The 26,256-nt window shown below is 42.9% G+C and carries 19 protein-coding genes; 3 read left to right on the forward strand and 16 right to left on the reverse strand.

What is annotated here, in order from left to right:
• The first annotated feature begins 14 nt into the window (after window positions 1-14).
• Window positions 15-953: a DUF5017 domain-containing protein gene (locus R2Q85_RS05510; protein ID WP_316810748.1), complete on the forward strand. Its 939-nt coding sequence runs from the start codon at window positions 15-17 to the stop codon at window positions 951-953.
• Window positions 950-2,461: a metallophosphoesterase gene (locus R2Q85_RS05515; RefSeq protein ID WP_316810749.1), complete on the forward strand. Its 1,512-nt coding sequence runs from the start codon at window positions 950-952 to the stop codon at window positions 2,459-2,461. The genes R2Q85_RS05510 and R2Q85_RS05515 overlap by 4 nt, the downstream gene beginning before the upstream one ends.
• Before the next feature lie 124 nt (window positions 2,462-2,585).
• On the opposite strand, the gene R2Q85_RS05520 is transcribed toward R2Q85_RS05515, so the two are convergent.
• From R2Q85_RS05520 to R2Q85_RS05530, 3 genes are read right to left on the reverse strand one after another with little or no spacing between them, the layout of a single operon-like run.
• Window positions 2,586-5,432: a glycosyl hydrolase gene (locus tag R2Q85_RS05520; RefSeq protein ID WP_316810750.1), complete on the reverse strand. Its 2,847-nt coding sequence runs from the start codon at window positions 5,430-5,432 to the stop codon at window positions 2,586-2,588.
• On the reverse strand, window positions 5,429-6,277 hold the full coding sequence (locus R2Q85_RS05525; RefSeq protein ID WP_316810751.1) for a sugar phosphate isomerase/epimerase: 849 nt from the start codon (window positions 6,275-6,277) through the stop codon (window positions 5,429-5,431). Before R2Q85_RS05525 ends, R2Q85_RS05520 begins: the two co-directional genes overlap by 4 nt.
• Window positions 6,278-6,279: 2 nt before the next feature.
• Window positions 6,280-7,095 (reverse strand): phytanoyl-CoA dioxygenase family protein, encoded by an 816-nt coding sequence (locus tag R2Q85_RS05530; protein WP_316810752.1) that lies wholly within the window; start codon window positions 7,093-7,095, stop codon window positions 6,280-6,282.
• A gap of 129 nt (window positions 7,096-7,224) precedes the next feature.
• Here R2Q85_RS05530 and R2Q85_RS05535 point away from each other — a divergent pair, with 129 nt between their 5' ends.
• Window positions 7,225-8,091 (forward strand): AraC family transcriptional regulator, encoded by an 867-nt coding sequence (locus tag R2Q85_RS05535; RefSeq protein ID WP_316810753.1) that lies wholly within the window; start codon window positions 7,225-7,227, stop codon window positions 8,089-8,091.
• 159 nt (window positions 8,092-8,250) lie between these two features.
• On the opposite strand, the gene R2Q85_RS05540 is transcribed toward R2Q85_RS05535, so the two are convergent.
• The 13 genes from R2Q85_RS05540 to R2Q85_RS05600 form a co-directional block, all read right to left on the reverse strand.
• Complete coding sequence (locus R2Q85_RS05540) at window positions 8,251-9,039, reverse strand: SH3 domain-containing protein (protein WP_316810754.1); 789 nt, start codon at window positions 9,037-9,039, stop codon at window positions 8,251-8,253.
• Entirely contained in the window at window positions 9,017-10,855 is a 1,839-nt protein-coding gene (locus R2Q85_RS05545) for a BatD family protein (RefSeq protein ID WP_316810755.1), read from the reverse strand. The genes R2Q85_RS05540 and R2Q85_RS05545 overlap by 23 nt, the downstream gene beginning before the upstream one ends.
• 20 nt (window positions 10,856-10,875) lie before the next feature.
• A complete protein-coding gene (locus tag R2Q85_RS05550) occupies window positions 10,876-11,631 on the reverse strand; it encodes a tetratricopeptide repeat protein (RefSeq protein ID WP_316810756.1) in 756 nt (251 codons plus the stop codon).
• Window positions 11,628-12,668, reverse strand: coding sequence for a VWA domain-containing protein (locus tag R2Q85_RS05555; protein WP_316810757.1), 1,041 nt, complete (start codon window positions 12,666-12,668; stop codon window positions 11,628-11,630). The genes R2Q85_RS05550 and R2Q85_RS05555 overlap by 4 nt, the downstream gene beginning before the upstream one ends.
• Before the next feature lie 4 nt (window positions 12,669-12,672).
• On the reverse strand, window positions 12,673-13,677 hold the full coding sequence (locus R2Q85_RS05560; protein WP_316810758.1) for a VWA domain-containing protein: 1,005 nt from the start codon (window positions 13,675-13,677) through the stop codon (window positions 12,673-12,675).
• On the reverse strand, window positions 13,664-14,647 hold the full coding sequence (locus R2Q85_RS05565; RefSeq protein WP_316810759.1) for a hypothetical protein: 984 nt from the start codon (window positions 14,645-14,647) through the stop codon (window positions 13,664-13,666). The genes R2Q85_RS05560 and R2Q85_RS05565 overlap by 14 nt, the downstream gene beginning before the upstream one ends.
• Before the next feature lie 4 nt (window positions 14,648-14,651).
• Window positions 14,652-15,527: a DUF58 domain-containing protein gene (locus R2Q85_RS05570; protein ID WP_316810760.1), complete on the reverse strand. Its 876-nt coding sequence runs from the start codon at window positions 15,525-15,527 to the stop codon at window positions 14,652-14,654.
• 15 nt (window positions 15,528-15,542) lie between these two features.
• Window positions 15,543-16,505 carry an AAA family ATPase gene (locus R2Q85_RS05575; protein WP_410478854.1) on the reverse strand — a complete coding sequence of 321 codons (963 nt, stop codon included), beginning with the start codon at window positions 16,503-16,505 and terminating at the stop codon, window positions 15,543-15,545.
• A gap of 219 nt (window positions 16,506-16,724) precedes the next feature.
• On the reverse strand, window positions 16,725-17,786 hold the full coding sequence (locus R2Q85_RS05580; RefSeq protein ID WP_316810762.1) for a glycoside hydrolase family protein: 1,062 nt from the start codon (window positions 17,784-17,786) through the stop codon (window positions 16,725-16,727).
• 120 nt (window positions 17,787-17,906) lie between these two features.
• Window positions 17,907-21,329 carry an efflux RND transporter permease subunit gene (locus R2Q85_RS05585; RefSeq protein ID WP_316810763.1) on the reverse strand — a complete coding sequence of 1,141 codons (3,423 nt, stop codon included), beginning with the start codon at window positions 21,327-21,329 and terminating at the stop codon, window positions 17,907-17,909.
• A gap of 31 nt (window positions 21,330-21,360) precedes the next feature.
• On the reverse strand, window positions 21,361-22,461 hold the full coding sequence (locus R2Q85_RS05590) for an efflux RND transporter periplasmic adaptor subunit (RefSeq protein WP_316810764.1): 1,101 nt from the start codon (window positions 22,459-22,461) through the stop codon (window positions 21,361-21,363).
• Window positions 22,462-22,480: 19 nt separating this feature from the next.
• Window positions 22,481-23,830 (reverse strand): TolC family protein, encoded by a 1,350-nt coding sequence (locus R2Q85_RS05595; protein ID WP_316810765.1) that lies wholly within the window; start codon window positions 23,828-23,830, stop codon window positions 22,481-22,483.
• Complete coding sequence (locus R2Q85_RS05600; protein WP_316810766.1) at window positions 23,820-26,096, reverse strand: excinuclease ABC subunit UvrA; 2,277 nt, start codon at window positions 26,094-26,096, stop codon at window positions 23,820-23,822. The genes R2Q85_RS05595 and R2Q85_RS05600 overlap by 11 nt, the downstream gene beginning before the upstream one ends.
• Between the last annotated feature and the right edge of the window lie 160 nt (window positions 26,097-26,256).

A 26,256-nucleotide genomic window follows, 5' to 3' on the forward strand; every position in this document is an offset into this window, starting at 1 on the left:
TAATACCGTATCAAATGAAACACAATCAGTTAAAAGGAAAATTAGTACTTCTTTTGGCCTTATTTACGATAAGCTGCAAAAAGAATGAAGTACCGCAACCAACCTTTGATGTAAAGGTTCCAAAAAGCACATATAAAGTTGGTGAACCTGTATCATTTACATTTAATGGGAATCCGGATTTTATCTCTTTTTATTCCGGGCAAGTTGGCAATGACTATGCCTTCAGCAGCGGCAGGATTATGGACATCAAAACCTTCAGTATGTCATTCCAGACACGGCTGCAGGCAGGCGGACAAAACAAACAGCTTTCCGTCCTTATCTCTTCAAATTATAACGGAGAAAAAAACATTGCAGCCATTAAGGCAGCTACCTGGACTGACCTGACCAGTTCATTTTCATTCTCTTTGACCACTCTGGATTACTTCAGTTCTGGAGAAGCAGACCTGTCGTCTGTCGTTAACGATAAAACTAAGCCCCTTTATGTAGCATTTCGTTATGTCACCTTAGCGCAAACCACAGCAAATGGAGTGTATAGAAACACGGCAGTACGTAACTTCTTGTTCCATACGAAAACGGATGCAGGTACCAGTATAGCCATGGATCAACTATCAGCTGGATGGTTCTTGTTAGAAGACGGCCCGATTCTGGAATCGGGTAGAAATTCAGTAAATGCGAGCAGCGGATTGATCACCCTTCGGGGTAACATCACTGCAGCAGGAAAACTCGTCCAAACAGAAATATGGGCCATCAGTAAACCAGTTAATCTGAACGCTATTGACCTGGGCCCCGACAGAGGTACGCCGGTTAAAGGCATATCAGACCCCGTTCCTTCTGTTTATAATTTTACTTATACAACTCCGGGAACTTATAAAGTTGTATTTTCTGCAGCTAATTCAAGACTATACGGAGAGAAATCTATCACTAAAGAAGCAAACATCACCATAGAACCATGAGCTCAAAAAATTCAATCAGAAAGCTGTTATCCACTTTATTTTGCCTGTTCAGTCTCAGCGTCGGCGCACAGTCTTTTCTACCGGCCGGAAGCATTGTTTATCCTTTCCGTGCCTCACCCCTCATTGCACAAACCGGCAGCCAGTTTCACATCCTGTATAACAATCGGGGGGAAAGAATTATTGATTCCATTGTACTCAAAGGTCCTTACAGCCGGATCAAAGTTAAAATCGATTCGGTATTAAAGGGCCGGTTTGAGTACGACTCCTATACCCATATGTATACCAATAACAAGATCTGGGTCAGTATCCCGGTCAACAGTCCGGAAGACATGTATGATCTTTTGGTCTACTCGGCAGGAGAAGTCAATATTTCCAGACGTTCCGTTAAGCTGGTTAAAACCTTCCCTTCAAAGCACAGCTTTATCCATATCTCTGATACACACGTATCGCGCAACTGGGTGGGGTCTGCCAAAGATGGTTATGCCGAAGAACTTCAGTTGCTGGACAAATTTATCACTGTCGCCAACATCATCGCACCCGATTTTGTGATTGTCACCGGTGATCTCATCCACGATTACACCCGGTTCAACAAAGATGCCAGAGGATGGGGTGGCGATACTGTGAAGAGCTACACTAAACTGCCTACCATAGAAGAAAAGTTCAGAAACTATTTTGAAGGTGCCAAAGGATACAGAGGGGTGCAGCACATCAATGCACCGGTATTTTCCGTTCCAGGTAACCATGATTTTTATGGCATGAAAGAAACCGATTATCCGGCAAAAGCCGCGCAATGGAATGCCTTATGCGGCATGCGCGTATTTGGAATGGCCTTTGCCGGCACGCGTTTTCTTTTTATGGACGACTACCTGGGTGACCCTGTTGTTGACATACCAGACAAAAAGCCTTTGTCAGGCCTTCAGGGCAAACAGCTTTTGAAGTTTCTGGCAAGCCATGGAAAAGGTGAGCTCCGGATCATCGCACAACACAAGCAAAACCGTGCGGATACAGCTTTTCTAAACCAACAAAAAGTAAAACTTATCGTCAACGGCCATATCCATACACCACACGTAGATACGTTAGGCAACACCCCAACCATCAGAATGCGCCCTGGTGTGGTTTGCCGCAGCGGTGAGGCACATCGCTGGGAACTCATACTAGGTCTTTTCCGGATTATCCGCATCGATCGTGACTCCTTTACTTTTACAGAGCCCTTGCGGTTCTGTTCAAACCCCATTGAGGCTTACGACAAGATCAAGCTGAATCTGACCCTCAGCTTTAATGGTGACAATACTGGCAAAAGCACATCAAATGAAGCTGTCATAGCTAATAAACTGCCGGAGAACCTCCCTGGCTGCCGGATTCGTTTTGTGATGAAGAAAGGACATTATGCAGTTACAGGGGGCAGGATACGTCAAGCTTTTGACAGTGGTAAATTCTCCATAGTTGATGTGGATACAGATGTAAATGCAGTAACCAGCAAAAAAGTAAGCATCAAACCAGGAAAATAGTTCCAACATCATTGGCTCTATTCCATTGATAATTGGTGCGGAACTTGATTAGCAATAAATGACAATACATGATTACTCTATCCGGAATAATAATGTATTGTCATTTATTGCGCTGAAGAACAAGTTAAACCAGCCGTACTGGTCCAACCATACCCATTGAATACAAGGGCTGTGCTTTGGTCCATTGCTGTGCAGTCACATTATCTTTGAGTGATTTGGCATAATTCCCAAGCGTTGTAGTAACCTTTATTTTTATGGTGTTCTGGCCTGATTTTAATTCTTTTTTTATGTCGTAAATATGTTTTCCATACCACTTGAAACCCAGAGGCTGGCCATTCAGCTCAACTGCTGAAATGCCATGTACTGCACCCAGGTCAAGATAATTGTACTGCCCCGGATTGCTGACCATAAACTGGTTCTCATAATACACAACACCTCCAAAGGACTGAAGACCGGGATCTTCTTTAAAGTCTATGAGTTGCTGCATTTCCAGTTTTCTGGGGCTATCATACACTTTTTCGAGGGTAACTTTCCAGGTACCGGTGATGGCCTGCGGATTTGTATGGATTGCTTTTCTGACCGGGTAAAGCTCGCCATTGGTTTCGTTGTTAAAAACAATGAGCAAGGATTCAGCCGGGTCAAGACTAATTTTTAATTTGTTTTTGGCACCCTGGGTTGGGTACAGGTATTTTTTACCGGTTTGCGGGTCCCATACCCAGGCTGTCTTCCCTGGGATATGGAAAGTAGCAGTGAACTCATGTGCGCTTTTCAGGTTGTAATTGCTGATAAAAAACACATCCCCTTCCTGATGTTTATAATATACCTGGTTCACATGCGAAACAGGTTTGTCGATGTTTACATAGACAGGAATGCGAAGTTTAGCCAGCAATTCTTTATACCAGCTTATCATAGATTGTGTTGGTGCTGGTGCAGGATAAGAAATGATATGATTAGGATAGGCCTTTTTAAGGGACTGGATTTCTATAGCTATCTGCTGATCTTGCTGCTTATGGTTAGCCAGACCAAACGTTTTTACCGGATCTTTGCCGATAAAAATGACGCGCCCTCCAGCAGCAGCAAATTTTTTAAGCGCGGCTGTTGTCTCGGGCGCTATCGATTCCATTTCCAGCATCATCAGTGTCTTGTAACTCCTTGGTCCGTAATGCAGCTGTCCATTGCTGAATTTACCAGTTGCCAGGATCTGCTCATCAATATAGTCGCACCCGCCACCATTTTGATGAATGGCTTCCCACACGTTATTGGCATAATCAGGCTGGATTACCTGCGGCCACTGCTGGTATTGAAGGCCTACTTTAGACCACATATCGGCTGAAGGGAACATAATTGCAATATCCGACTGCATTTCTGAAGCCTGGAAAACAGCCGAAAGCCGGGCTTTGTAATCGATCCAGGTCTTGAGGTAAGGCCACCAGGTATTTCTTTCGTTAAAATATGAGCCGTAGCGTACCCATCCAGGAAAAGGAATTTCCTTAGGGCTGTAATTGAAACCATGCAGGATGGAATGCGTAACACCAGACAGGTTACTTTGATCGCCCGTAATTTTAATGCGCTCCAGTGTGTCGTTAAACACCAGCGAGGTATTGGTAATCTCCTCGCAGCTCACCATGCGTTTACCGGTAAGCCATGCCGCAGAAGCCACAAATTTATTAACCGGCCGATATCCTCTTCCACTGGCAAAAAGTTTTTCTTTCAGATCTGTTCCCACATCTGCCCGAAGCCAGGTTTCGCATTCCGGAATATCCAGTTGCATGGCAGATTTAAGGGTATAGTATTCGCGTCCATATGCCTGGACCCTGGATTTGACTTTGTTTTTTTTGCACCAGTCTACAAAAGTTTTCAGAAAGCGTTCATCAAAAAGTTCGAGACGGGTAATTTCAAAATCGTAGCGCACACGTTCAATATCATCTTGTGCCTGCCCGGAAAATTTAGTAACATCTTCCCCTCCGATCACCTGACCGCCGTTATAAGTGCTGGCCTTGTTTATTTTAAACAGAATATAGGGCAGATATGGAGCAACATCGTATCCCCGTCTTTTTTTAAATTCCTGCAACAAGTCATTGCACCAGTTAGCGCCCCTTAATTCCAGGCTGTCTACAAAAACCGAACGAAAATGATCGCCCATTGGGCCGATTTTTCCGGTTATGGCATCCGACATCCTATTTAAATACCGCTGGACGGCCGCTTTGTTGTAATGGTTAAGTACAGGTCCGGAAGCGCCTGGTGCACCATGGGTAACTGCTGTATAACCGGTCAGTTTTACCAGGTAATGTAAAATATGGTCACCTTCCGGAACATTTACACTAAACTCATTGGTATCGATCTGAAGTGTTGTTCCCGCATCAAAAGATGCCATATATGCTGGAGCCAGCCGCACTTCATACAGTTCTTTAGTGCCTGTTTTGTGCGACAGGAGAAAATCCATATCAGCCAGCAATTCTTCTTTTTTTATGTGGTAATTCTGGTTGCCAGTCAGCTTTCTGGTTCCCAGCGCAAGCAGTTGTATCTGTTCATCTTTTTCCAGGAAATCGCCCCCAAAAGGCCAGCCAGAACCCACAATGATGTCACAGGTAATGCCCCGCTCTTTTGCGGCGGCCAGTGTTTTCTGGAGGATATCCAGCCAGTCATCACCCAGCCAGGTATGCACCTGATGGCCCATTGGCTTATTTCCCGACGGAAATGCAATTGGATTGATCTCTACCCCCGAGATACCCTTTTCTTTGAGCATATCGAGCTCGCGTACCAGTTCCTGTTCATTAATCCTTCCGCCATTCCACCACCAGCGCACAAATGGCCTGGCCTGGGCAGGAGGGTTTAGAAAACTTTGATACAGCGGGCTTTTACCCACAGGTATTTCCATCGCATTTAACAGCCCAGGAAATGGACCAATATAAAATAGGGGTGCCAGGGAACCCAGCTTAACAAACTTTCTTCTGGAGATATTCATAGTCATAAAAATGATTGAAAATTTTGATATCGTTGTCTGAGCAGATCTTTCATGTAAACATTTATTTCCCATTGATCTGCTACTGGTTCATTGCTGAAACATTTATAGCTCATATATGGATGCGGCCCAAATTCGGTGGTAATGCTGCATTCCCTTACCTTATTTTCATATTGTTGTTTAACCCACTGGTCCCAAAATCTTAAATGATGTTGTAAGGCCTCACTATTTTCAGGTGCCCGCGGATCGGTTACCTGCGGGCCTTCTATACTACCTACCCTCGCATGCAGGTGATCTGAATGGGCTATTGCAGTCTGCACCGCTTCAAACTGGTCTTCCAGATAACTTTCAGAAACGCAAACCCAATGGGAAATATCGAGTGCAAGTCTGATTGATGAAAATTGCTGCAAATAACGGTAAACCACATGGGCCGCATAAGACCATTTATTACGGTGCGTTTCATGGATAATTTTGATTCCGGTTTCTTCACTTATCTTATCACAAATGGCAAAACATTGGGCCATTTGATCTTCAGTATAATACTCCCTTCCCGTCTGAGAATTTATAAATTTGGGTTTCAGCCGGCTGGTCTGATATTCGGCCAGGGTATATAGGTTCCTGTTCAGTGCATTCTTGTAAGCCTCAAAATTTTTCCCTTCTGTCAGCTCAGCATGGATCAGCACCATATCTAATCCCTGGTCTTCAATAGCATGCAGCATTTCCGTTTTTTCAGACAAACTTTGCAAAGGGAAAACTTCCACGCCCTGATAGGCATGTTTTACAACAAGGTCTACAAAACTTTTCCAGCCAAGCTGCTCCGAGCCCCACCTGGGTGCATAAAACCTGATATCCATGGCTATCGTTTATATATCAATGGATTTTGAAGATCGTTATTCAGCAGATCACCTACCTTCATGGAATTCACATATTCATCCGGAAGGATATTTGGTTCGCCATTAAACGTATTGCCATCGGGCATATACGCACATGTCATTGCCCTCCTGAAGCCGGGGGTCATATTTGCATGCGCACCATGAACTGTAAGCCCGTTATGAAAGGAACAGCTGCCCGCTTTCATAACAGCAGGAACAGAGTTGAGTGTTTTGAACTGCGGATAAAAATCAAATATTGCGCCCATGTTCTTTCCAATTCCAGGATTCTCGAAAGTTGTTTGCCGATGGGTACCCGGAATAAAAAACAGGCATCCGTTTTCTAATGTGGCATCATCCAAAGCCACCCAGATAGACAAGGCATTCCGGTCTGAAAAGGACCAGAATGGGGTATCCAGATGCCAGGAAGTAGGGTTTGCCCAGGGCTTTTTAATCAGCGCCTGATCGTGCCAGATCCTTATCCCATCAGAACCTGATAAATCGGCTGCCATTTTCCCTATACGTTCATCCAGCATCAGCTTTTTAACCCGGTCATTGGTTTGCCATAGGTTTAATAGCTGGTCAAATACATTATTAAAATAATCTGCATCTTTATTTATACCGTCTGCCTCATCAATTTTAATGGCCTTGCCTGGCATCTTCTGACCGTTTCTTTCTATTAAGGCCGCAGTTACGCTACTGCGCCACTCCTCCAGTTCTGCTGTATTCAAGAAGTCTTCGATAATCACATAACCATTTTCTTTGTAAAAAATGATCTGATCCGGACTGATCACTGATTTCATAATTGTCTAATTTTAAATTATTTGGTTAGTACAATTTAGGCTGATTTTCATTTTTTAACTTGCAATTTCTGATCTATTTTTTGTACTTTTTGACATTCGTAATGACAATCATTTATCACCTGCATCAAAATGGAAAATTTCAATAAATACCTGACCACTTCAGAACTTGAAGAAAAATGGGGATTTTACATAACTACAGCTGGATTTTCCAGAATTGAAAGCAACCAGGCTTATCCCGACAACAGACAGCATCCTACAACACATGCATTTGACTGGGATAATGGAAGAATCCTGAACGGCTATTATCTGATATTTATATCAAAAGGGGAAGGTATTTTTGAAACTGAAGCTGCAAAGCCTTTTCGCATTTCAGAAGGTTCCTGTTTTGTATTGTTTCCCGGAACCTGGCACCGGTATAAGCCAGATCTCAATACAGGATGGGAAGAGTACTGGATAGGTTTCAGGGGTTTTTATGCAGATGAATTGATCAGGCGTTTTTTCGATAAGAAAAAACCCGTCCTATACACCGGTCTGAACGAAGATATGCTGCGCCTGTATCAATCGGTTCTGATGAAAATAAAAGATGCAAAACCAGGATACCACCAGGAAATTGCCGGGATAACACATCAGATGCTGGGCTTGCTGAATGCCATGTCTAACCTTGACCAAACAAACGCCAGCCCAGCAGAGCAACTTGTATTAACTGCAAAGTTTTTATTAAGGGAAAGTCTGCGTGAACCCGATAGGTTAGAAAACATTATAAAGGATTTGCCGGTCAGTTATTCTAAATTCAGAAAAGACTTTAAAAGGATCACCGGACAGTCTCCTAACCAATACCAGCTAAACCTGAGGCTGGAGAAAGTAAAAGAATTGCTTTCAATCACCAGATTAAGCGTAAGTGAAATTGCCTATCAGACCGGATTTGATTCGGTTTCACACTTGTCCAAAACCTTTACAAAAAAATATAGTCTATCGCCCAGGGCTTACCGGTTATAGCAACAGCAGAATTCCAATACGCTCATTGTTAATTGCGAATACAGACTTCAAGCCCTGATTACCGGTCAAATTTTAAGTTCTGGATCTCATTTCTTATGTTCTTCTAAAAAATTTGTTCAATCTGCTAAAAGAATGAAGTGGGAGACAGCCAGAAATATATTATATTTCGTTTACATCAGCAGCGGAAATCCACCCTGAATTGCCATTGGAGAGCTCAATGTTAATCCAGCCATTACTATTTTCTTTAATCGTTACTTTCGTGCCTGCATGGATCACAAATAAAGTTTTTTGTTTCAGGTCCGGCCCGCTTTTTACATCTGCTGCACCACTGAAAACAATGGCCTGCGGATGACCATTCAGATAACCTGACTGCACGCTGACCACTACCAAACTGACCAGACCCAGCGACAGGATAACGATACCTGTATAAAATGCTGCCTTTTTAGGCAATAGATCCCTTAAAAACAGGTAAGCAATGAGCAAAACAAAACCAAGAATAAAACTGATGACAGTAAACACAGACAAAGCATTGGCAGAAAAGAAAAAAACAAAGGCCTTCCACCAGGTGGTTAGAAAAAATTCAGGCACCTCTTCTATGCGGTCTGTTATTTTTAAATTGGCCAGCTTCAGGTTGAGTTTGATGTCTTCATCTCCTGGAGCCAGTTTGGCAGCCTTTTCGTAGTTCAAAATTGCCTGAGGCATATCAGCCAGTTTATAATGAGCATTGGCTGTGTTAAAATATAGCGAAACAGACTCATAACCGGCATCCAATGCCTGCTGATAAGCAGCAAGGGCTTCCTTATACTGCTCTTTTGCATAAGCTGCATTTCCCTTTTTCAGTAATGCTTCCGGCTGTTCATTTGCAAGCGAAAGCAGTGGCATGGCCAAAAATAAAAGCCAAACGCTCCACATATATATTAGATTTTTAGGCATTGGTTTCGATTTCATTGATGGTATTTTTTGCTTTGTCAAACACTTCCTGCTCTGATATTCCTGATACAGGGGCATACCTGGCCATTTCACACAAATCCAGCGTTTCCTCCAGCTGATTGATCAGACTTTCTTTTATGCCCCTGGCAAGCAACTGCATCCGGATGTTGTCTTTATTCAATGCCGCGGTCTCAATGTTAAATTTATCGCCCAGGTATTGATACAAACCCTTGTAAACATCTTGATAAAACAGCTTGGTTTGGCCCCCTATCAATTGTCTTTTGGCACTGGCCAGGTGTTTTGCTGCAATTTTATTGGCATTTCTTCCACGTACTGCCACCTGGTCCCGATTATTTTCCCTGTACCTTTTCCGATAGGCCAGGGCCACAAGAAACAGCAGCGGTCCGCTGAGCAGCAATGCATAATAGGCTGCAGAACCATAAAAAGTATTCCCTTTTTTAGATAGCCCGGTAATATTCGTCTTAATGTACGTAATGTCTTTAGCCAGCATCTTGATGTCCTGCTGATTTGCAGATGAATAAGCCGTAACGTTCGACCCAGGAGCTCCCTTTGCTACCTTCAGGCCAAATGAGCCTGCAGACAGGGTAACATAACGTTGTGTTGAAGGATTAAAGTAAGAGAATTTTAAAGGTTCAATGGTGTAATTACCTTCATGTCTTGGGATCAGTAAATAACCATATTCTCTCGTTCCTGACACCCCGCTCAGGCTTTCCGTCAGGTGATCGGTTATTTTAGGATCATATTTTTCAAGATCTGCCGGAAAATTCACTGTCGGAGCTTTCAACAATTTTAAATTACCCGACCCTGTTATTTTTAAGGTATAATTCAGTGCTTCATTTGCCTTTAACTCAGATTTATCCACTATAGCGGCAATAGAAAAATTACCAACTGCCCCTTCAAAACCTTCAGGTTTGCCGGCTTCCGGGAGTGGTTTTACCTGGATGCTGACCGGCGAACTTTTTATTTTGTATTTGACATCTTTATACGATCCAAAGAACATATCAAAAGGATCATTGCTATCCCCGGACGAAACCTGTTGTCTGACCAAAAAAGTCATGGCCAGAGGGTCAAGCGTGAGTTTACCTGAACGTTCCGGAAACAAAATGATCTCTTTTAAAACAGCTACATTATAGCGGCTCCCCTGAAAGGTTTCTGTTTCCCAGCGCACATTGGGATCATTATTTTTAATTTCCTGACTCCAAAACCCATTAAAATCAGGCAATCTATCCAATGCATTGTCTACCAGCTCAATATTGGTATACAATTTATAGGTTACCGCAAGCGCTTCTCCCTGGTAAACATTGGTTTTATTGGCAACAGCCCTTATAAATAGCCGTTTGGCTATATTACTGGCATTGCCTTCAACCCGCGGCTCCTGTCTGCGGCCTGCGGAATTTCCCTGCGCAGCCTGAGGGGCGGCACTGCCTTTAATGACTTTTATTTTTACGGTATTGGTTCTGTACTGCTTCCCACTTATGACCAGAACGGCAGCACCAATGGTGTACTCTCCCTCCTTAACAGCCATCAGGTCATAGCTTAAAGTCATGCTTGATGATGTTCTTCCGTTTACAGAAGTAAAGCTGGAAGACTGATTAGGACCACCCAACACCTGGAATCCGTTTAGTGAAGGCGGGTTTAAAGATTCGATATTTCCGTTACCACTGATCGAAAAGACGAGCTCAAATTGCTCTCCTGTGGCCACCTGGCTTTTACTAACGGATGCGGTAACTTTAATGTCATCAGCATTTCTTGTTCCGGACGCAAGCACTGTGCCTGTCCAAAATAAAAGTACCAATCCTATATAGCGTTTCATCTTCATTTTTTAAAATACCATTACCAGTCTTTAACAATACGGCCTTTTACCCCTTTTGCTTTTTTGTTTTTCAGCTTGTCCTGGGTATTCTTCTCTTCATTTTTTAAGGCTTCCAGCATCCGCTCTGCATCTTCTTTAGACAGTTGATTGGGCTGAGGTTGCTGCCCCTGCTGATCTTTCTGATCCTGGTCCTTTTTATCCTGGTCCTGCTTGTCCTTATCTTTTTTATCCTGGTCTTTCTGATCCTGCTTATCTTGATCTTTCTGATCCTTGTTTCGCTGATCTTTATTTTTGTCCTGGTTCTTCTTGTCTTTATCCTTGTTCTTATCGTTTTTATCTTGTTGCTGCTGTTGCTTCAGCTTCTCCTGGGCGTAAGCCAGGTTGTATCTGGTCTGATCGTCCTTAGGATTATTGAGCAATGATTTTTTATACGCTTCAATACTTTCCTCCAGTTTTTTGGCTTCCAGTAACGAATTGCCAAGGTTGTGGTAAGCCTGGGCCCTAACTTGCTTATTACCAGATGACGCCGCAATTTCGGTAAACTTCTGTGCAGCGTTGTCAAACTTCTTTTGCTTATACAAAGCATCTCCCAGGTTAAAATTCCCTGCGATAGAGGATTTGGCTTTTTCAACAGAGTTCCGGTAGCTGGCTTCCGCTTCCGCATACTTCCTCTGCTTATACCATTCGTTCCCCTGATGTATATATTTCTTTTCCTGCTGTGCAAAAGCCGCAATCCCGGATAATACCAGATAGGTTGTTATGATCAGCTGCTTCATGACGATCTCGGTTCAAACAAATTCAATTCACTTAATTTTAAATTTTTCCGGTTGGAAATGAAGAATTCCAGTAAAAGCAGCAATAAGGACAATCCCAGAAAAAACTGGAACCTGTCTTCATAGTTTTTAAAGGCTTTGCTTTCATAGGTTTTCTTCTGCATTTTATTCACCTGGTCCATCACAATGCCCAATCCACTGTTGGCATTGCTGGCCCTTACATATACGCCATCGCCGGCTGCTGAAATTTCTTTACACATTTGTTCATTCAGTTTACTCACCACCGTTTTTCCTGCTTCATCGGTATGAAAACTAACTGGTTTACCATTTTTGTAAATGGGTACCGGTGCCCCTGCTTCCGAGCCTACGCCTATAACATGTATGGCCACGTCTTTTGCACTGGCATTTTTTGCAGCCGAAACTGCATCATCTTCATGGTTTTCCCCATCGGTCATTAAAATCATCGCTTTACTTGTTCCATTCACAAAATTAAAAGATTTCATCCCCATGTCAATGGCGGCACCAATAGCCGTACCCTGTGTGGGTACGATATCTGTAGTGATGTTGTTCAGGAAAAGTTTTGCAGCTGAGTAATCCGTTGTAATGGGCAATTGCACATAGGCCTCTCCGGCAAAAATGATGATCCCTATGCGGTCATTATGTAAATTATCGATCAGCTGGGCAATCGCACGTTTGGCATTTTCCAGGCGGTTTGGCGCCAGATCTCCGGCCAGCATACTGTTAGAAACATCCAGCAGGATCATCAGGTCAGAACCACTACGTTTAGCTTCCTCTACCTTGGTACCAATCTGCGGATTTGCAGCACCCACTACCAGTGAAGCATAAGCCAGTAAAAAAAAGACAAATTTTAATCCCGGCCGGCTAAAAGAAACCTCAGGCATCATTTTTTTTACAGTATACGGATCCCCCAGTTTAGCCAGGACTTTTCTTTTCCATCTGTATACCATAAAAAAAACAAGGATCAGCAAAGGGATTAATGCCAGTCCCCATAAATATTCTATATGTTCAAAACGTAACATCTCTTTAAGTTAAGGCTCCTTTAAAAACTGTATTTCTCAATGAAAACTCTAAAAGCAATAATACCAGGGCAATCAAGGCAAAAGGTAAAAAGCGCTCTGTTTTTTTATGGTATTGGGTAACCGCAATCTTAGCTCTTTCTAGTTTATCTATCTGCTGATAAATCTGTTTGAGTTTCTCATTATTGGTGGCACGAAAATATTTACCCCCCGTAACATCCGCAATCTTGGAAAGTACAGCTTCATCAATCGTTACAGGCACTTGCTGGTACTGCGTGCCAAAAGGTGTTTTTACTGGATAAGGTGCATAGCCCTTGGTGCCTACACCAATGGTGTACACCCTGACTTTCATTTGCTTCGCTATTTCAGCCGCAGTTAAAGGCGGGATGGAGCCGGTTGTATTTGATCCGTCAGTAAGCAAAATCACCACTTTACTTTTGGCTTCACTGTCTTTTAAGCGGTTAACTGCGGTAGCCAGGCCCATTCCGATTGCAGTTCCATCCTCTACCATTCCATTGCTGATGTCGCTGAATAAATTGATCAGTACATTATGATCTATCGTCAGCGGACACTGGGTAAAACTCTCCCCGCTAAAGATGACCAGGCCTATCCTATCCTCAGGACGGCCTTTAATGAAATCAATAGCAATGTTCTTTCCAGCCTCCAGGCGGTTTGGCTTGAGGTCTTCGGCAAGCATACTGCCCGAAATATCTGTTGCAATTACAATATCTATCCCTTCCGTTGTCGAGTTTTGCCAGCTAAACGCCGATTGTGGCCTGGCCATTGCTATGATCAGTGTGATTAAAGCCAGTACCCTCAATACGATACCATAATGTCTTAAGGTGGTATATTTGTTTCTTTTTCCCAGTGAAAATCCTTTTACGGCCGACATGCTTAAAGTACCCTGCAGCTTACGGTTTCTCCAGATGTACCAGGCCAGCATTATAGGAATAAGGAGCAAAAGCCAGAAAAACCCCCGGTTGGCGAATTCAATTCCACTAAACATATCCATTGCTCCTATTTTCCGTTTGATCTTCGTTTGAGGAAGGGGCCGCTATCGTGTGCATCACAAAACCAATGGCATTTTCCATACTCTGTTCATGATCTGCAGGCAACGGTTTTTCCTTTGCAAACTTAACCAGATCTGATAAGATCAGCAGTTGCCCTAATCTGTCCATATTTTCAGCTGCAATGTTCAGGTTTCTTAACCCCGAAAGAATCTCAGCTGAGGTTTGTTCCAACGCATGGATGGGGTATCTCTTTTCCAGGTATTCCCTGATAATGTCGCTCAGTTCGCTGTAATATTGTTTAACCTGCCCCTGCTGCCATAGCTTTTTGCCTTTTAGGGCCTGGAGTTTATCCAGGGCAATGGTATGTATGGGGATAAGCGGCTGAACTTCCCGCACCTGAACAGGTTTGTTTTTGTGTTTTTTGATCAGATAATACAACAGGGCCACAAGGATTAAAACACCAAGTACCGGAAACAGTACCCATTGCCAGTGGTCCCTTAACCAATCCATAAAAGAATAAGACACGGCCAGAGGTTCTTTAATGTCGTATATCGCCTTAGTCGTATCCACCTTAACAGCTTTAACTTCCAGAGGAAGTGCCTGCGTACTGAAACCGGCATTTTTGCTATGAAATACATAAGCCGGGATCACGTGCAAACCGGCATCAAAAGAAGTAATGGTATACTGCCTGCTGATGGTCCTGCTCCCCGGATTATTTTTATCTGCTACAGTATCTGTTTTACCCATTTCCACTATTTGGACTTTTGAAGAAATGGTATCCGAAAGGGCAGGGAAATCTATGTGCGCTTTAACCGGCAAATGAACAATCAAATGCAATCTGGTCTGATCGCCAAGTGCGATGATGTTTTGATCCAGTCTGGCTTCTACCCTGATATCCTGCGCGGCTCCCTTAAAAGAAATACCTGCTAAAAACAACAGTAAACACCAGCTGAAATTAAAATACTGCTTCATATTCTTATCTTCTGGCTTCTCTTTTCTTAAATAATGTCATGAGTGGTTTGATGTAAGATTCATGTGTACCGATTTTTGTAAAATCTACTCCCGATCTTCTGAACAGATCTTCCAGCCTTCCCTTTCTTTCCAGTGCTGCCACTTTAAAGGCATGCCTTACTTTCTTATCCCCGGTATTGATCCATTCCACCAGGCCCGTTTCTTCATCCTTAACCGGGATCAAACCTAAATCTGGGAACTCTTCCTCATGGATATCATACAACCTCAGGGCAATCAGGTCGTGTTTCCTGTTGGCGATCTTCAGTTCATTTTCAAAGGGGCTGCTCATAAAATCAGAGATCAGAAAAGCAGTACATCTTTTTTTGATGGCACTGGTAAAATAGCGTAAGCCTTCTGCCACATGGGTACCTTTATTTTGCGGTTTAAAATCGATCAGCTCCCTGATGATCATTAGAATATGGCTCCTGCCCTTTTTAGGCGGAATAAATTTCTCTACTTTATCACTAAAAAAAAGTACGCCCACCTTATCGTTATTCTGTATCGCCGAAAAAGCAATTACAGCACATACCTCTGTGGCCAGTTCCTGTTTCAGCTGCAGCTGTGTCCCAAAGTTTTTAGAACCGCTTACATCAACCAGCAACATCACGGTCATCTCCCGCTCCTCGTCAAATACCTTTACATAAGGATGGTTAAAACGGGCTGTTACGTTCCAGTCAATAGTACGGATCTCATCGCCCACCTGGTATTCCCGAACCTCACTAAAGGCCATACCACGCCCCTTAAACGCCGACTGGTATTCACCAGAAAAGATCTGGTTGCTTAACCCACGGGTTTTGATTTCAATTTTCCTTACTTTTTTTAAGAGATCTTTGGTATCCATAATGGGTCGGAATTATTAGGGCACTTCAATCGCATTCAATATTCCGGTAATGATGGTTTCTGTATTGATGTCTTCCGCTTCAGCTTCATAAGTTAAACCAATACGGTGCCGCAATACATCATGACAAATCGCCCGTACATCTTCCGGAATTACATAACCCCTTCTTTTAATGAAAGCATAGGCTTTGGCCGCCAGTGCCAGGTTAATGCTTGCCCTTGGTGAAGCACCAAAGCTGATCAGATTTTTATAATCAGCAAGTTTATACTGCTCGGGGAAACGGGTTGCAAAAACGATATCGATGATATACTGTTCAATCTTTTCGTCCATATACACCTCCCTTACCACTTTTCTGGCCCTTAAAATTTCATCGGGATGGAGTACTACATTTGGTTTTGGCATACCCTGAGGTGCAATATTGGCCCGCATGATCTTTTTCTCATCTTCTTTATTGGGATAACCGATCACCACCTTCAGCATAAACCTGTCTACCTGCGCTTCAGGCAGCGGATAAGTCCCTTCCTGTTCGATGGGATTCTGGGTAGCCAATACCAGGAAAGGTTTGGGCAGCTCAAAGGTATTGTCGCCAATGGTTACCTGCCGCTCCTGCATGGCCTCCAGTAAAGCACTCTGTACCTTAGCCGGTGCCCTGTTGATCTCATCAGCAAGGATAAAATTAGAAAATAAAGGCCCTTTCCTGACAATAAACTCTTCCTTCTTCTGGTTATAGATCATCGTACCCAGTAAATCTGCCGGAAGCAGGTCGGGCGTAAACTGGACCCTGCTGAATCCTGCGTCAATGGCTTTAGACAGCGTATTGATCGCCAGAGTTTTAGCAAGACCAGGTACACCTTCCAGCAAAATATGCCCATCGGCCAGTAGTCCGATCATCAGGCGCTCTACCATATACCTTTGTCCTACAATCACCTTATCCATTTCCATAAACAGGAGATCGATAAATGCACTTTCCTTTTGTATCATTTCATTCAGTGCACGGATGTCCGTTCCATACGATGAATGTGCAGTAGTATTCGTTACTTCTTCCATTTAATACCCATTTTTTTATTCGCTGCGAAAATTAGACAAAGCTTCATTTTTTCACAAGGCCTCCGAGGAGGTTTAATGTTAAAATATGTTAAAATTTAAAATAAGCTGCCTACATCGTCGGCAAGATATCTAAAAAGAAGGAAGATTAAAGGCTTAATCAATTTTAAAGATAAAGGACGAAGCGGTCATGTATTTGCCACCCTGGGCCGTTCCAAACAGGTAAGCAGGCTTGTTTTTGAGAAACAGCAACTGTGGTCTTTCCAGGCGACCGTATCTTTTCAGCCATTTAGGGGCCGGTGGTTCCGTGATATATTCCGATAATTTCTGATAGGCAATTTCTGGTTCATTCCAGGAAACCCCATCCTTAGAGGTGATATACAGGCCGACATCGTGGTTATACACGCCCATATCCCGGGCCAGCATTTTAAACTGTTTATCCTCATACCAGATAAAGGCATCCTCAAACTGCCTGTTGCCGCCTTTGCCAGAATAATCGATTACCGGGTTGCCGGAATATCTTTTATAAGGCCCTTCCAGTTGATCGGCTATGGCCAGCCCGTACTTTCGATTGCCGCGGATCAGCGGATCCGGCGAATTGTAATAGTCATTGCTGTTCCAGGATTTATAATACAACCAATATTGCCCGTTGGGATGTTTTAAAAATGCGGGATTGGTAGTGCAATGATCATCCCATGCCCCCGTAACACCAGCTTCAAGCAAAGGCCTATCAGGTCTTTGCCATGGCCCGTTTAAGGAATCCGAAATTGCCAGTCCGATGCGCTTGGTATTGGTTTTTCCGTTCGAATTCCCCATATAAAATAAACAGTATTTGCCGTCTGTAAATTTAATATGCGGATTATGGCAGGTTGTGGCATCCCAGTGACCAGGCCCTCTTGGCGACAAAACCGTTTCCTGGTATACAAAGGGCTTTTCCGGACCATCAGCAACCGCATGTGCAATTTCTGAGCTATTGATCCATCCGCCCATCCCTTTGACAGCAGGCCATCTCGAAAAAAACACATGGATCTTTCCATCGGGAGCTTCGATTGGACTATTGCACCATACGTACCAGCCTTCCATTTCCAGCGCCCTGCCAACGGGACTTAACTTCCAGGGAAGCTGATGTGGTTTGGCAGGCTGTGGCCAGGTTGCACCGGCAATTTGGGGCAGGGAAAAGAGTAAAGGTAGCTGGATTATAAAGGTTCTTCTCTTCATGATATGCTGCTTAAGGGTTGATAGCAAATGCGAGATACACCTAATTTTTAAAAGCTGCAACCTATAGCATCCTGTAACAAAGCTGCAAAGGTCCGAAAACGTCTTTGCAGCTTTGAAATTTTAGGCTTTTCCGGTTTCAGGAAGACCGTCTTTTAAATCATTGTCTTTTTTTCCTGAAAGTGCTTTTTTGATCTTTTTCGAATTGCTGTCGGCCACCAGGTACATACAAGGTACCAGTACCAGCGTTAAGAAAGTTGCAAAACTTAAGCCAAAAATAATGGTCCAGGATAAAGGCCCCCAGAAGGCAACATTATCACCCCCAAAATAAAGGTGCGGATGAAGCTCCGTAAACATGGTTACGAAATCGATGTTTAAGCCTACCGCCAGTGGAATCAGTCCAAGCATGGTAGCTGTTGCAGTCAACAGCACCGGGGTCATCCGGGTACGGCCAGCCTCAATCACTGCCTCCCGAACTTCCATACCCTGGCTAATCATTAACTCAGTAAATTCAACCAGAAGAATCCCGTTTCGCACTACAATACCTGCAAGAGCGACAATTCCCAGCCCACTCATTACAATAGACAAATCCATTCCAAAGATTGTAATACCCAACAGCACGCCAATGATACTAAATACAATTTCACTGAGGATGACTATTGGCTTACTGATAGAGTTGAATTGCATGACCAATATAATGAGGATAATAAATAATGCACTAAACAATGCTTTAAGAAGAAAGTTCATCGTTTCCATTTGCTCTTCCTGTTCTCCAGCCATTTTTATTTCAATTCCGGTCGGTGCCTTAAATTCATTTATCTCACTCTGAATGTTGGCAACAACCTCATTTGGATTATATTCTGAAAGTACATTAGAAGATAAAATGATAATCCTTTTCTGCTGTTTACGTTTAATGCCCCCATAAGTATTCACATAATCAATATTGGCAAAAGAAGATATTGGCACCTGACGAATAATACCATTCATTCCCATATCCCGGTACGTCATTTTCATATTCCTTAAGGCTTCGATGCTATTTCGCTGATCTTCTTTGGCCCTTACATTTATCTCATAATCATCGTTTACATCTCTATATTTAGAAACCTCAAAACCATAAAGTGCTGCGCGCAAAGAACTACCTACATCTTGTGTGGAAATGCCTTCACGATTGGCTCGTTCCCTGTCGATATCAAAGATAATTTCCGGCTTATTGTTTTGAAAGTCCGATTTAAGATCTTCAACCCCTGCGATCTGTTTGCTATCCAGATATTTTTTTAGCTTATCAGAAGTTAGGGCAATAGAATCCAGGTTATCGCCGGTAATTTCAATGCTGATTTGTTTAGCTGTTGGAGGTCCGCCTTGTTCCTGGGCAACAGTAATCTGTGCCCCTGGTATTCCCTTCACTGCCTCGCGTACCTTATCGAGATAAGTTGCCGTTCTTTCGCCCGTTCTTTGACCAAAAGGAACAAAAGCTACCGTAACTTTTCCTTTATTCGTATATTCACCCATATCTTCTCCCTGGGGATCTGTAACACCAACTGTCACATTCGAGATAATAGAGGAAACATCATCATTGTTCCTGCCAACTACTTTTGTTACCCTTTTCTCTACATCCTCTACCACCTTATTTGTAAAAGCCTGATCCGTACCGACCGGCAACTCTATATAAACATAAACGAAGTTTGGATCAGCAGATGGAAAAAATACAACTCTTGGAGGTTTTACGCTCACTAAAATCAGTGTAAAAAAGAACAGACCTACCGTGCTCCATATCATGGTACGTGGGCGTTTAAGCGCCCATACCAGCAAAGTATGATACTTATCTATAGCTTTCGGCCAGATGACGGTCTGAAATTTCTTAATAGCTCCTACAAGGAAGAAATGATTTAACAAATAAAGCAAGGCAAGCAACACAATAAAATTACCAAAGCCAAAGTTGATCACATACCCCAATAAAGCCAGACCAAGAAAGATCAGTACCATCCGTCTGACCGCTTTATTAAAAGTTGGCTTTTTGTTTTCATCATCATGATGCGGTTTCATAAAATCAGCTGCAAACACAGGATTGATGATATAAGCCACAATTAAAGATGCAGAAAGGGTTACAATAAGCGTAACAGGAAGAAAATACATAAACTCACCTATAATCCCCGGCCAGAAAAGTAAAGGAACAAATGGGGCGAGCGTGGTTAAAGTCCCTGAGAGCACCGGTAAAAACACTTCTCCTGTAGCCATTTTAGCTGCCTGCACAATGGGTACCTTTCCATTATTAAAAATTCGGTGCGTATTTTCGACCACCACAATGGCATCATCCACCACTATTCCTAAACCTAAAAGAAAAGAGAACAACACCATCATATTCATGGTAAAATTGAAATCGAATATGCCACCTAATGCCGGCATAGCAATAAAAGCAATAAACATCGACAACGGTACAGACATGGCCACGAACAGGGCATTAGTCACTCCCATGAAGAACATCAGGATCAACGTAACCAGGATAAAACCTATGATAATCGTATTGATCAGATCATGAAGGGTAACCCTTGTTTGATCACTCTGGTCTCCGGTAATAGTAATGTTTAGTTTCTCAGGAATTACTGTGCCTTTCATTTCCTTTAACAATGCATTTATTTTATCAGATGCTTCAATCAGGTTCTCCCCACTACGTTTCCTTACATTTAAAGTAATTACATTCTTACCATATAAACGGGCATAACTGTTTTGCTCTTTAAAGGAATCTTTAACTTCAGCAATATCTTTTAAATAAACAGAACCACCTGTCGGAGTCTTGACAACCATACTGCCAAGCTCTTCAGCATTTTTGAACTCTTTTTTAACATTTAAAGTCCGCAACATGCCATCCATCTTTACCGAACCACCGGAAATGGTTTTATTTTCTTTACCAACAGCCGCTGCAATATCATTAAATGAAAGTTCTGCAGCTTCCATTTTGCGGAGGTCAACATTAATCTGGATCTCCGGATCAAGCGCTCCAACAATATCCACTCCGGAAATTTCTTTTAAAGCTTCAACTTTATCTTCTATGTCATCGGCATATTCTTTCAATTTTTTCAAGTCATAGTCTCCAGAGATGTTGATGTACATGATAGGAAGATCGGAAAGGTTGACATCTATTATTACAGGGTCGTCCGGCAAATCAGAAGGCAAATCGGGTTTAGCCTTATCTACAGCGTCTTTTACACGTTGCTTCGCATCTTTAATGTCAACACCTGTATTGAATTCAGCTGTAATGAACGAAAAATCCTGAAAAGAGTTTGAAGTGATCTTCTTTAGACCCTGGGTTCCACGCAGTTCCTTTTCAAGTTGTTTTGTAACCAGGTTTTCCATATTTGCAGGCGAAGTGCCCGGATAAACCGTTTGCACAAATATTTTGGGGATAATTACCTCAGGAAAACTTTCCTTAGGGAGTCCCTGATAGGAGACATATCCCATAAGTACCAATATACATGTGAAAACATATATAGCAGTCCTGTTATCTATAGCCCAGCTAGATGGGCCAAATTCTTTATTAATATCCTTCATCTTACTATTAAGATTATTATGAATTCTTATATTATAACTTTACATTGTCTCCGTCGTTCAGCTCCTGAAAACCAGTAGTGATTACTTTGTCTCCAGCTTTCAGACCCGACAAGACTTCAGCTTTTCCATCCGATATTTTTCCTGTCTTCACATCCACTTTTTTAGCCTTACCATTTACAGCTGTAAAAACATATTCACTGGTTTCCGATTTCTGTATGGCATTAACCGGAACAACCAATGCTTTATCGTTTTTATAATCTACAATTTTTAATATCGCCAGCATGTTTGGACGATAGCTCTTATTGGAAGGTAATTTCACTTCTACATTGAAGCCCCTCGAAACCGGATCAATCACCTTACTTGCAAAAGAAATATGGGCATTCAGGTTAACTGGCACATCGGGTAAAGAAACTGTAACTTCATCACCCTGATTTACCTTTCCGCCATAGTTTTCAGAAACCAGTGCTTTTACCTTAAGCCTGCTGGCATTCACCACCCTGACACCAGTTGGATTGCCCGGAGCTACAGATTGGCCAAGCTTCAGTTCCATCGCATCTACCGTTCCGGAAACCGGACTTTTAACCTTGTTCATCGCAGCCTGTGATTTCAATCCGGCCAATTGTTTTTCCAATCCTTCCTTCTGGCTTTTAGCCGTCAGGTATTGAACTTCCGTTCCGATTTTCTGATCCCAAAGGTTTTTCTGGCGCGTAAAAACCGTAGTGGCCAGATCCAGCTGTGTCTGCATTTGCGCAACACTCTGACGCAGTACTTTATCATCCAGCTGAGCCAGCACCTGACCTTTGTTCACATGTTGCCCTACTTTTACATAAATGGCAGTTACGGTCCCAGGCGATTCCGGCATGATCTCTACATTGTCTTCTGCATCCACCTTTCCCTGTACTTCCACGTAATTCCTGAAATGCGTTTCTGTAAGTTCAGATACAACAACATCTTTGAAATCGGCTTTTGTTTTATTCTGTCCTAGTTCGCCTTCCAATTTTTCTATTTTACCATTCAGTTCGGTCCGCTGCTTTTTAAGCTGCTCCAGTTCTGCTTTTTTGTCTTTTGGCTGATCTGACGAGCAGGAAGCAAAAAGAACTGCCAGTGTAAGGATATATAATGATGTTTTCATTGTTGTGGTTATTTTGAGGTTAATAATTGATTCGTCCTGCTGCTTTGTCGAGATCTACTTTGCTGATCAGCAGGTCATATAAAGCAGTAATGTAATTGTTTTGTGCTTCCTTCAACGAGGTTTCGGCTGTAGTCACTTCCAGACTTGAACCGATCCCCTGCTCATACTTGATCCGGGTTACTCTCAGGATTTCTTTGGCCAGTGTCAAATTACGCTCCTGGTTTTCTATAGAACGTGAGCTGTTTAGATACACTTTCTGACTGGCCGAGATTTCATTCGTTATGCCGTTTTTTAAATTCAGCATATCGTTTTCCGATTTCTTAATCGCAAGTTTCGCATTCCTTACCTGATAAATACGCTGTCCGCCATTGATCAGGTTCCATGAAAGTGTAAAGCCGATCACTGAAGTAGGGAAACTCTGGTCGAAGTGCCTGGAGAATTCATCCGATTGGAAATTCTTAGATGCACTGGCAAAGCCCTTTAACGTTGGTAGAAACAAGCTTTTCTGTCTTTTTAAATCCAGTTCATTCAGCTTTTTCTGTGTTTCCAGCAAAGAATACTCAATTCTCGCTTTGTAAACCGTAGTATCTACTGCCAGTACAGCCACGGGTTCTGCCCTTACATCACTGATTTTATCGGTAAGTACAAGTCTCGCCTGAACAGGCATGCCCATCTGAAATTTCAGCATATCTATATTCATCTGCAATAGGCGGGTTACATTCTCACGCTCTGTTTCCAGGTTATTTTTTAAAACCTGCAGCCTGTCCACATCGATCTTTTCTGAGAAACCGTTTTTAAACATCGCTTCAGTATCATTTAAAGATTTAGTCAGTTGTGCAAGGTTCGCATCAATCAGCCCAAGCTGTTCCCTACTGACCAATACAGCATAGTAAGCCTTGCTCACCGCAACAGCGGTTTCAATTTTGGTACGTTTACTATTCCTGACCGACAACTCTTTATAAGTTTTAGAAGCCTGAAGCCCAACAATATAACTGCCATCAAATATCAGCTGGCTCAGTTCTATGCCTGCCGTAGAATTGTACTTTGTACCAAATTTAACCGGTATAGGTGTACTGGAAGGCGGATCGGCAAATTCTCCTGGCAGCAGGGTTGTTGGTAATTTTAAAAAATCCTGAAAACTGTAACTCGTAGAAACCTGCGGCAAACCAATGCCTACAGTTTGCTTTACCGTGTTCCGGGCTATTTCTTCGTCAACTATAGCGTTTAATACAGCCGACTGATGGGTCAATGCATAATCGATCGCGGCCTTCAGGCTAAATTTATAGTTTAAGGAATCAGTTCCCTGGGCCCTAACCATAGCATTAGCTGTAAGCAGCAGTACGATGATGAGATAAATTTTAGGTTTCATAGGTATATTCATTGCTTTTTCTAAGATATTTTCCTGTTAAAGATTTTGTTTCGTTGACCAGATCAGCAGGGGTTCCGGTAAAGATGATCTCTCCTCCGTTTTTGCCACCTTCCGGCCCCATGTCTATCACCCAATCTGCATTTTTAATGACATCTACATTATGTTCAATTACGATTACTGAGTTACCGCTATCCACCAGCCGGTCCATAATTTCCAGCAGGTGTCCGATGTCGGATAGGTGCAAACCTGTTGTAGGTTCGTCCAGTACATAAATGCTGCCTTCTTTATACAAATTACTGGCAAGCTTAATGCGCTGACACTCTCCTCCGGATAAGGTACTGAGCGGCTGACCAAGCGTAAGGTAGTCCAGTCCCACATCATGTATGGCCTGCAGTTTCTTTTTCAGGTCTCCTTTCTCAAAGAATCCCACAGCTTCTTCAGCGGTCATCTCCAGCACCTCGCTTATAGATTTACCATTGAGCTTATATTCCAGCACTTCTTCCCTGAAGCGCTTGCCACCGCATATTTCACAAACCGTTTTTACCGGCTCCAGAAAGGCCAGGTCTGTCAGGATAAACCCAGTGCCCTGGCAGTTGGGACATGCCCCTTTGGAATTGAAGCTAAATAAAGAAGCACTGACCTTATTGGCCTGGGCAAATAATTTACGGATATCATCCATAATTCCCGTATAAGTAGCCGGATTAGACCTGATGGAAGTGCTCACGGCCGACTGGTCTATAACGATCGCTTCGGGATAACGTTTTACAAAAACACCATTTATGAGTGAACTTTTGCCTGAACCGGCAACACCTGTAACAACCGTAAAAACACCAGCAGGAATAGAAATACTAAGATTCTTTAGGTTATGCAAACTGGCATGCTCAATTCTATAGTAACCTGTTGGCTGCCGGAACCTCTTTTTAAAAGCTAACCGGCGTTCTATAAAACGGCCAGTAAGGGTTTCCGCATAGGGTAGGCCAGCGAAGGTTCCCTGGTAAACAATTTCGCCGCCATGGATACCTGCTTGCGGACCAACATCGACAATATGATCGGCAATCGCCATTACCTCCGGATCATGTTCTACCACAAGTATGGTATTGCCCTTATCACGCAGACGAAGCAGCAACTCATTAAGGCGATGCACATCACGTGGGTGTAAGCCTATACTGGGTTCATCAAAAATATAGATCATATCGGTAAGACTCGAGCCAAGGTGCCGGACCATTTTAATGCGTTGCGACTCTCCGCCCGACAAGCTGCCTGTTTCCCTGTCCAGACTCAGGTAATCCAATCCGATATCCGCCAGGTGCTGCAGCCTTTCGCTAAGCGCTGCGATCATAGGAGCGGCTATTTTATCGTCAATTACCGAAATCACTTTAATCAGCTCGTCAATCTGCATGGCCGACATCTCCGCAATGTTAGCTCCATTTATGCAGCAACTTAGTGCAGCCTGACTAAGCCTGGTACCCTGGCATAGTGAACAATGTTCAAATCTGATAAAACGCTCCAGGGTTGAGCGGAGTGATTCAGACATTACACTGGTATCACGCTGGATGTAGAGCCTGTTGAATTTGTCTACAAGCCCCTCATACTGACCATTAATCGGCATATCATTGTTGTGCTTCATCGGCACTTTCATCTTTTTGCCATGCAGCAGGGTATCCCATTCTTTTTCCGTGTAATCCTTCAGTTTTTTATCGTTATCAAAAAGCCCGGAATAAAGATAGGTGTTGAGGTACCAGCTGCCAACAGCAAATACCGGAAATAGAATTGCACCCTCGTTCAGGGATTTGGATTTGTCAATAAAGTTGTTTAGGTCCAGTCTTACCGTATCGCCGATACCCTTACACTCCGGACACATACCCGAAGGATCATTAAAGGAAAAAGCATTGGAATAACCGATGAAAGGTTTACCGATGCGGGAAAAAAGCAGGCGCAATACCGCGTAGATATCCGTAATTGTACCTACAGTAGAACGTGAATTTCCACCCAAACGCTTCTGGTCTATTACGATAGCCGTCGAAAGATTTTCAATCACATCAGCATCCGGCTGACCATGCTTCGGCAGCCTGTTGCGCACAAAACTTGAAAAAGTTTCGTTCAGTTGCCGCTGCGCCTCTGCCCCGATCGTCTCAAATACAATAGAGGACTTACCTGAACCTGAAACGCCAGTGAAAACTGTTATCCTACGCTTGGGTATGGAAAGTGAAATGTTCTTCAGGTTATTTTCACGAGCTCCTTTTATAACGATATATTCCTGCTTCATTCTGGTGCCGATTATTCATTTAAGTTAGTCATTTTCTGCTCAGTTCAAATTTGAATAAAAATTAAATACGGATACCCCTTCAATACGGAGCAATAACCATGTTAAAAGGATTTATTTCCTGACTATTTCTTTTAAAAAGTAAAATTTTACTAAATTCGTT

Source organism: Pedobacter heparinus (assembly GCF_032678725.1).
In the GTDB taxonomy this organism is placed as follows: domain Bacteria; phylum Bacteroidota; class Bacteroidia; order Sphingobacteriales; family Sphingobacteriaceae; genus Pedobacter; species Pedobacter heparinus_A.

What these genes read in the sequence shown, in the direction of transcription:
- R2Q85_RS05510 (WP_316810748.1), top strand. Translation starts at nt 15, where the DNA reads ATGAAACACAATCAGTTAAAAGGAAAATTAGTACTTCTTTTGGCCTTA.
- R2Q85_RS05515 (WP_316810749.1), top strand. Translation starts at nt 950, where the DNA reads ATGAGCTCAAAAAATTCAATCAGAAAGCTGTTATCCACTTTATTTTGC.
- R2Q85_RS05520 (WP_316810750.1), bottom strand. Translation starts at nt 5,432, where the DNA reads ATGACTATGAATATCTCCAGAAGAAAGTTTGTTAAGCTGGGTTCCCTG.
- R2Q85_RS05525 (WP_316810751.1), bottom strand. Translation starts at nt 6,277, where the DNA reads ATGGATATCAGGTTTTATGCACCCAGGTGGGGCTCGGAGCAGCTTGGC.
- R2Q85_RS05530 (WP_316810752.1), bottom strand. Translation starts at nt 7,095, where the DNA reads ATGAAATCAGTGATCAGTCCGGATCAGATCATTTTTTACAAAGAAAAT.
- R2Q85_RS05535 (WP_316810753.1), top strand. Translation starts at nt 7,225, where the DNA reads ATGGAAAATTTCAATAAATACCTGACCACTTCAGAACTTGAAGAAAAA.
- R2Q85_RS05540 (WP_316810754.1), bottom strand. Translation starts at nt 9,039, where the DNA reads ATGAAATCGAAACCAATGCCTAAAAATCTAATATATATGTGGAGCGTT.
- R2Q85_RS05545 (WP_316810755.1), bottom strand. Translation starts at nt 10,855, where the DNA reads ATGAAACGCTATATAGGATTGGTACTTTTATTTTGGACAGGCACAGTG.
- R2Q85_RS05550 (WP_316810756.1), bottom strand. Translation starts at nt 11,631, where the DNA reads ATGAAGCAGCTGATCATAACAACCTATCTGGTATTATCCGGGATTGCG.
- R2Q85_RS05555 (WP_316810757.1), bottom strand. Translation starts at nt 12,668, where the DNA reads ATGTTACGTTTTGAACATATAGAATATTTATGGGGACTGGCATTAATC.
- R2Q85_RS05560 (WP_316810758.1), bottom strand. Translation starts at nt 13,677, where the DNA reads ATGGATATGTTTAGTGGAATTGAATTCGCCAACCGGGGGTTTTTCTGG.
- R2Q85_RS05565 (WP_316810759.1), bottom strand. Translation starts at nt 14,647, where the DNA reads ATGAAGCAGTATTTTAATTTCAGCTGGTGTTTACTGTTGTTTTTAGCA.
- R2Q85_RS05570 (WP_316810760.1), bottom strand. Translation starts at nt 15,527, where the DNA reads ATGGATACCAAAGATCTCTTAAAAAAAGTAAGGAAAATTGAAATCAAA.
- R2Q85_RS05575 (WP_410478854.1), bottom strand. Translation starts at nt 16,505, where the DNA reads ATGATACAAAAGGAAAGTGCATTTATCGATCTCCTGTTTATGGAAATG.
- R2Q85_RS05580 (WP_316810762.1), bottom strand. Translation starts at nt 17,786, where the DNA reads ATGAAGAGAAGAACCTTTATAATCCAGCTACCTTTACTCTTTTCCCTG.
- R2Q85_RS05585 (WP_316810763.1), bottom strand. Translation starts at nt 21,329, where the DNA reads ATGAAGGATATTAATAAAGAATTTGGCCCATCTAGCTGGGCTATAGAT.
- R2Q85_RS05590 (WP_316810764.1), bottom strand. Translation starts at nt 22,461, where the DNA reads ATGAAAACATCATTATATATCCTTACACTGGCAGTTCTTTTTGCTTCC.
- R2Q85_RS05595 (WP_316810765.1), bottom strand. Translation starts at nt 23,830, where the DNA reads ATGAAACCTAAAATTTATCTCATCATCGTACTGCTGCTTACAGCTAAT.
- R2Q85_RS05600 (WP_316810766.1), bottom strand. Translation starts at nt 26,096, where the DNA reads ATGAAGCAGGAATATATCGTTATAAAAGGAGCTCGTGAAAATAACCTG.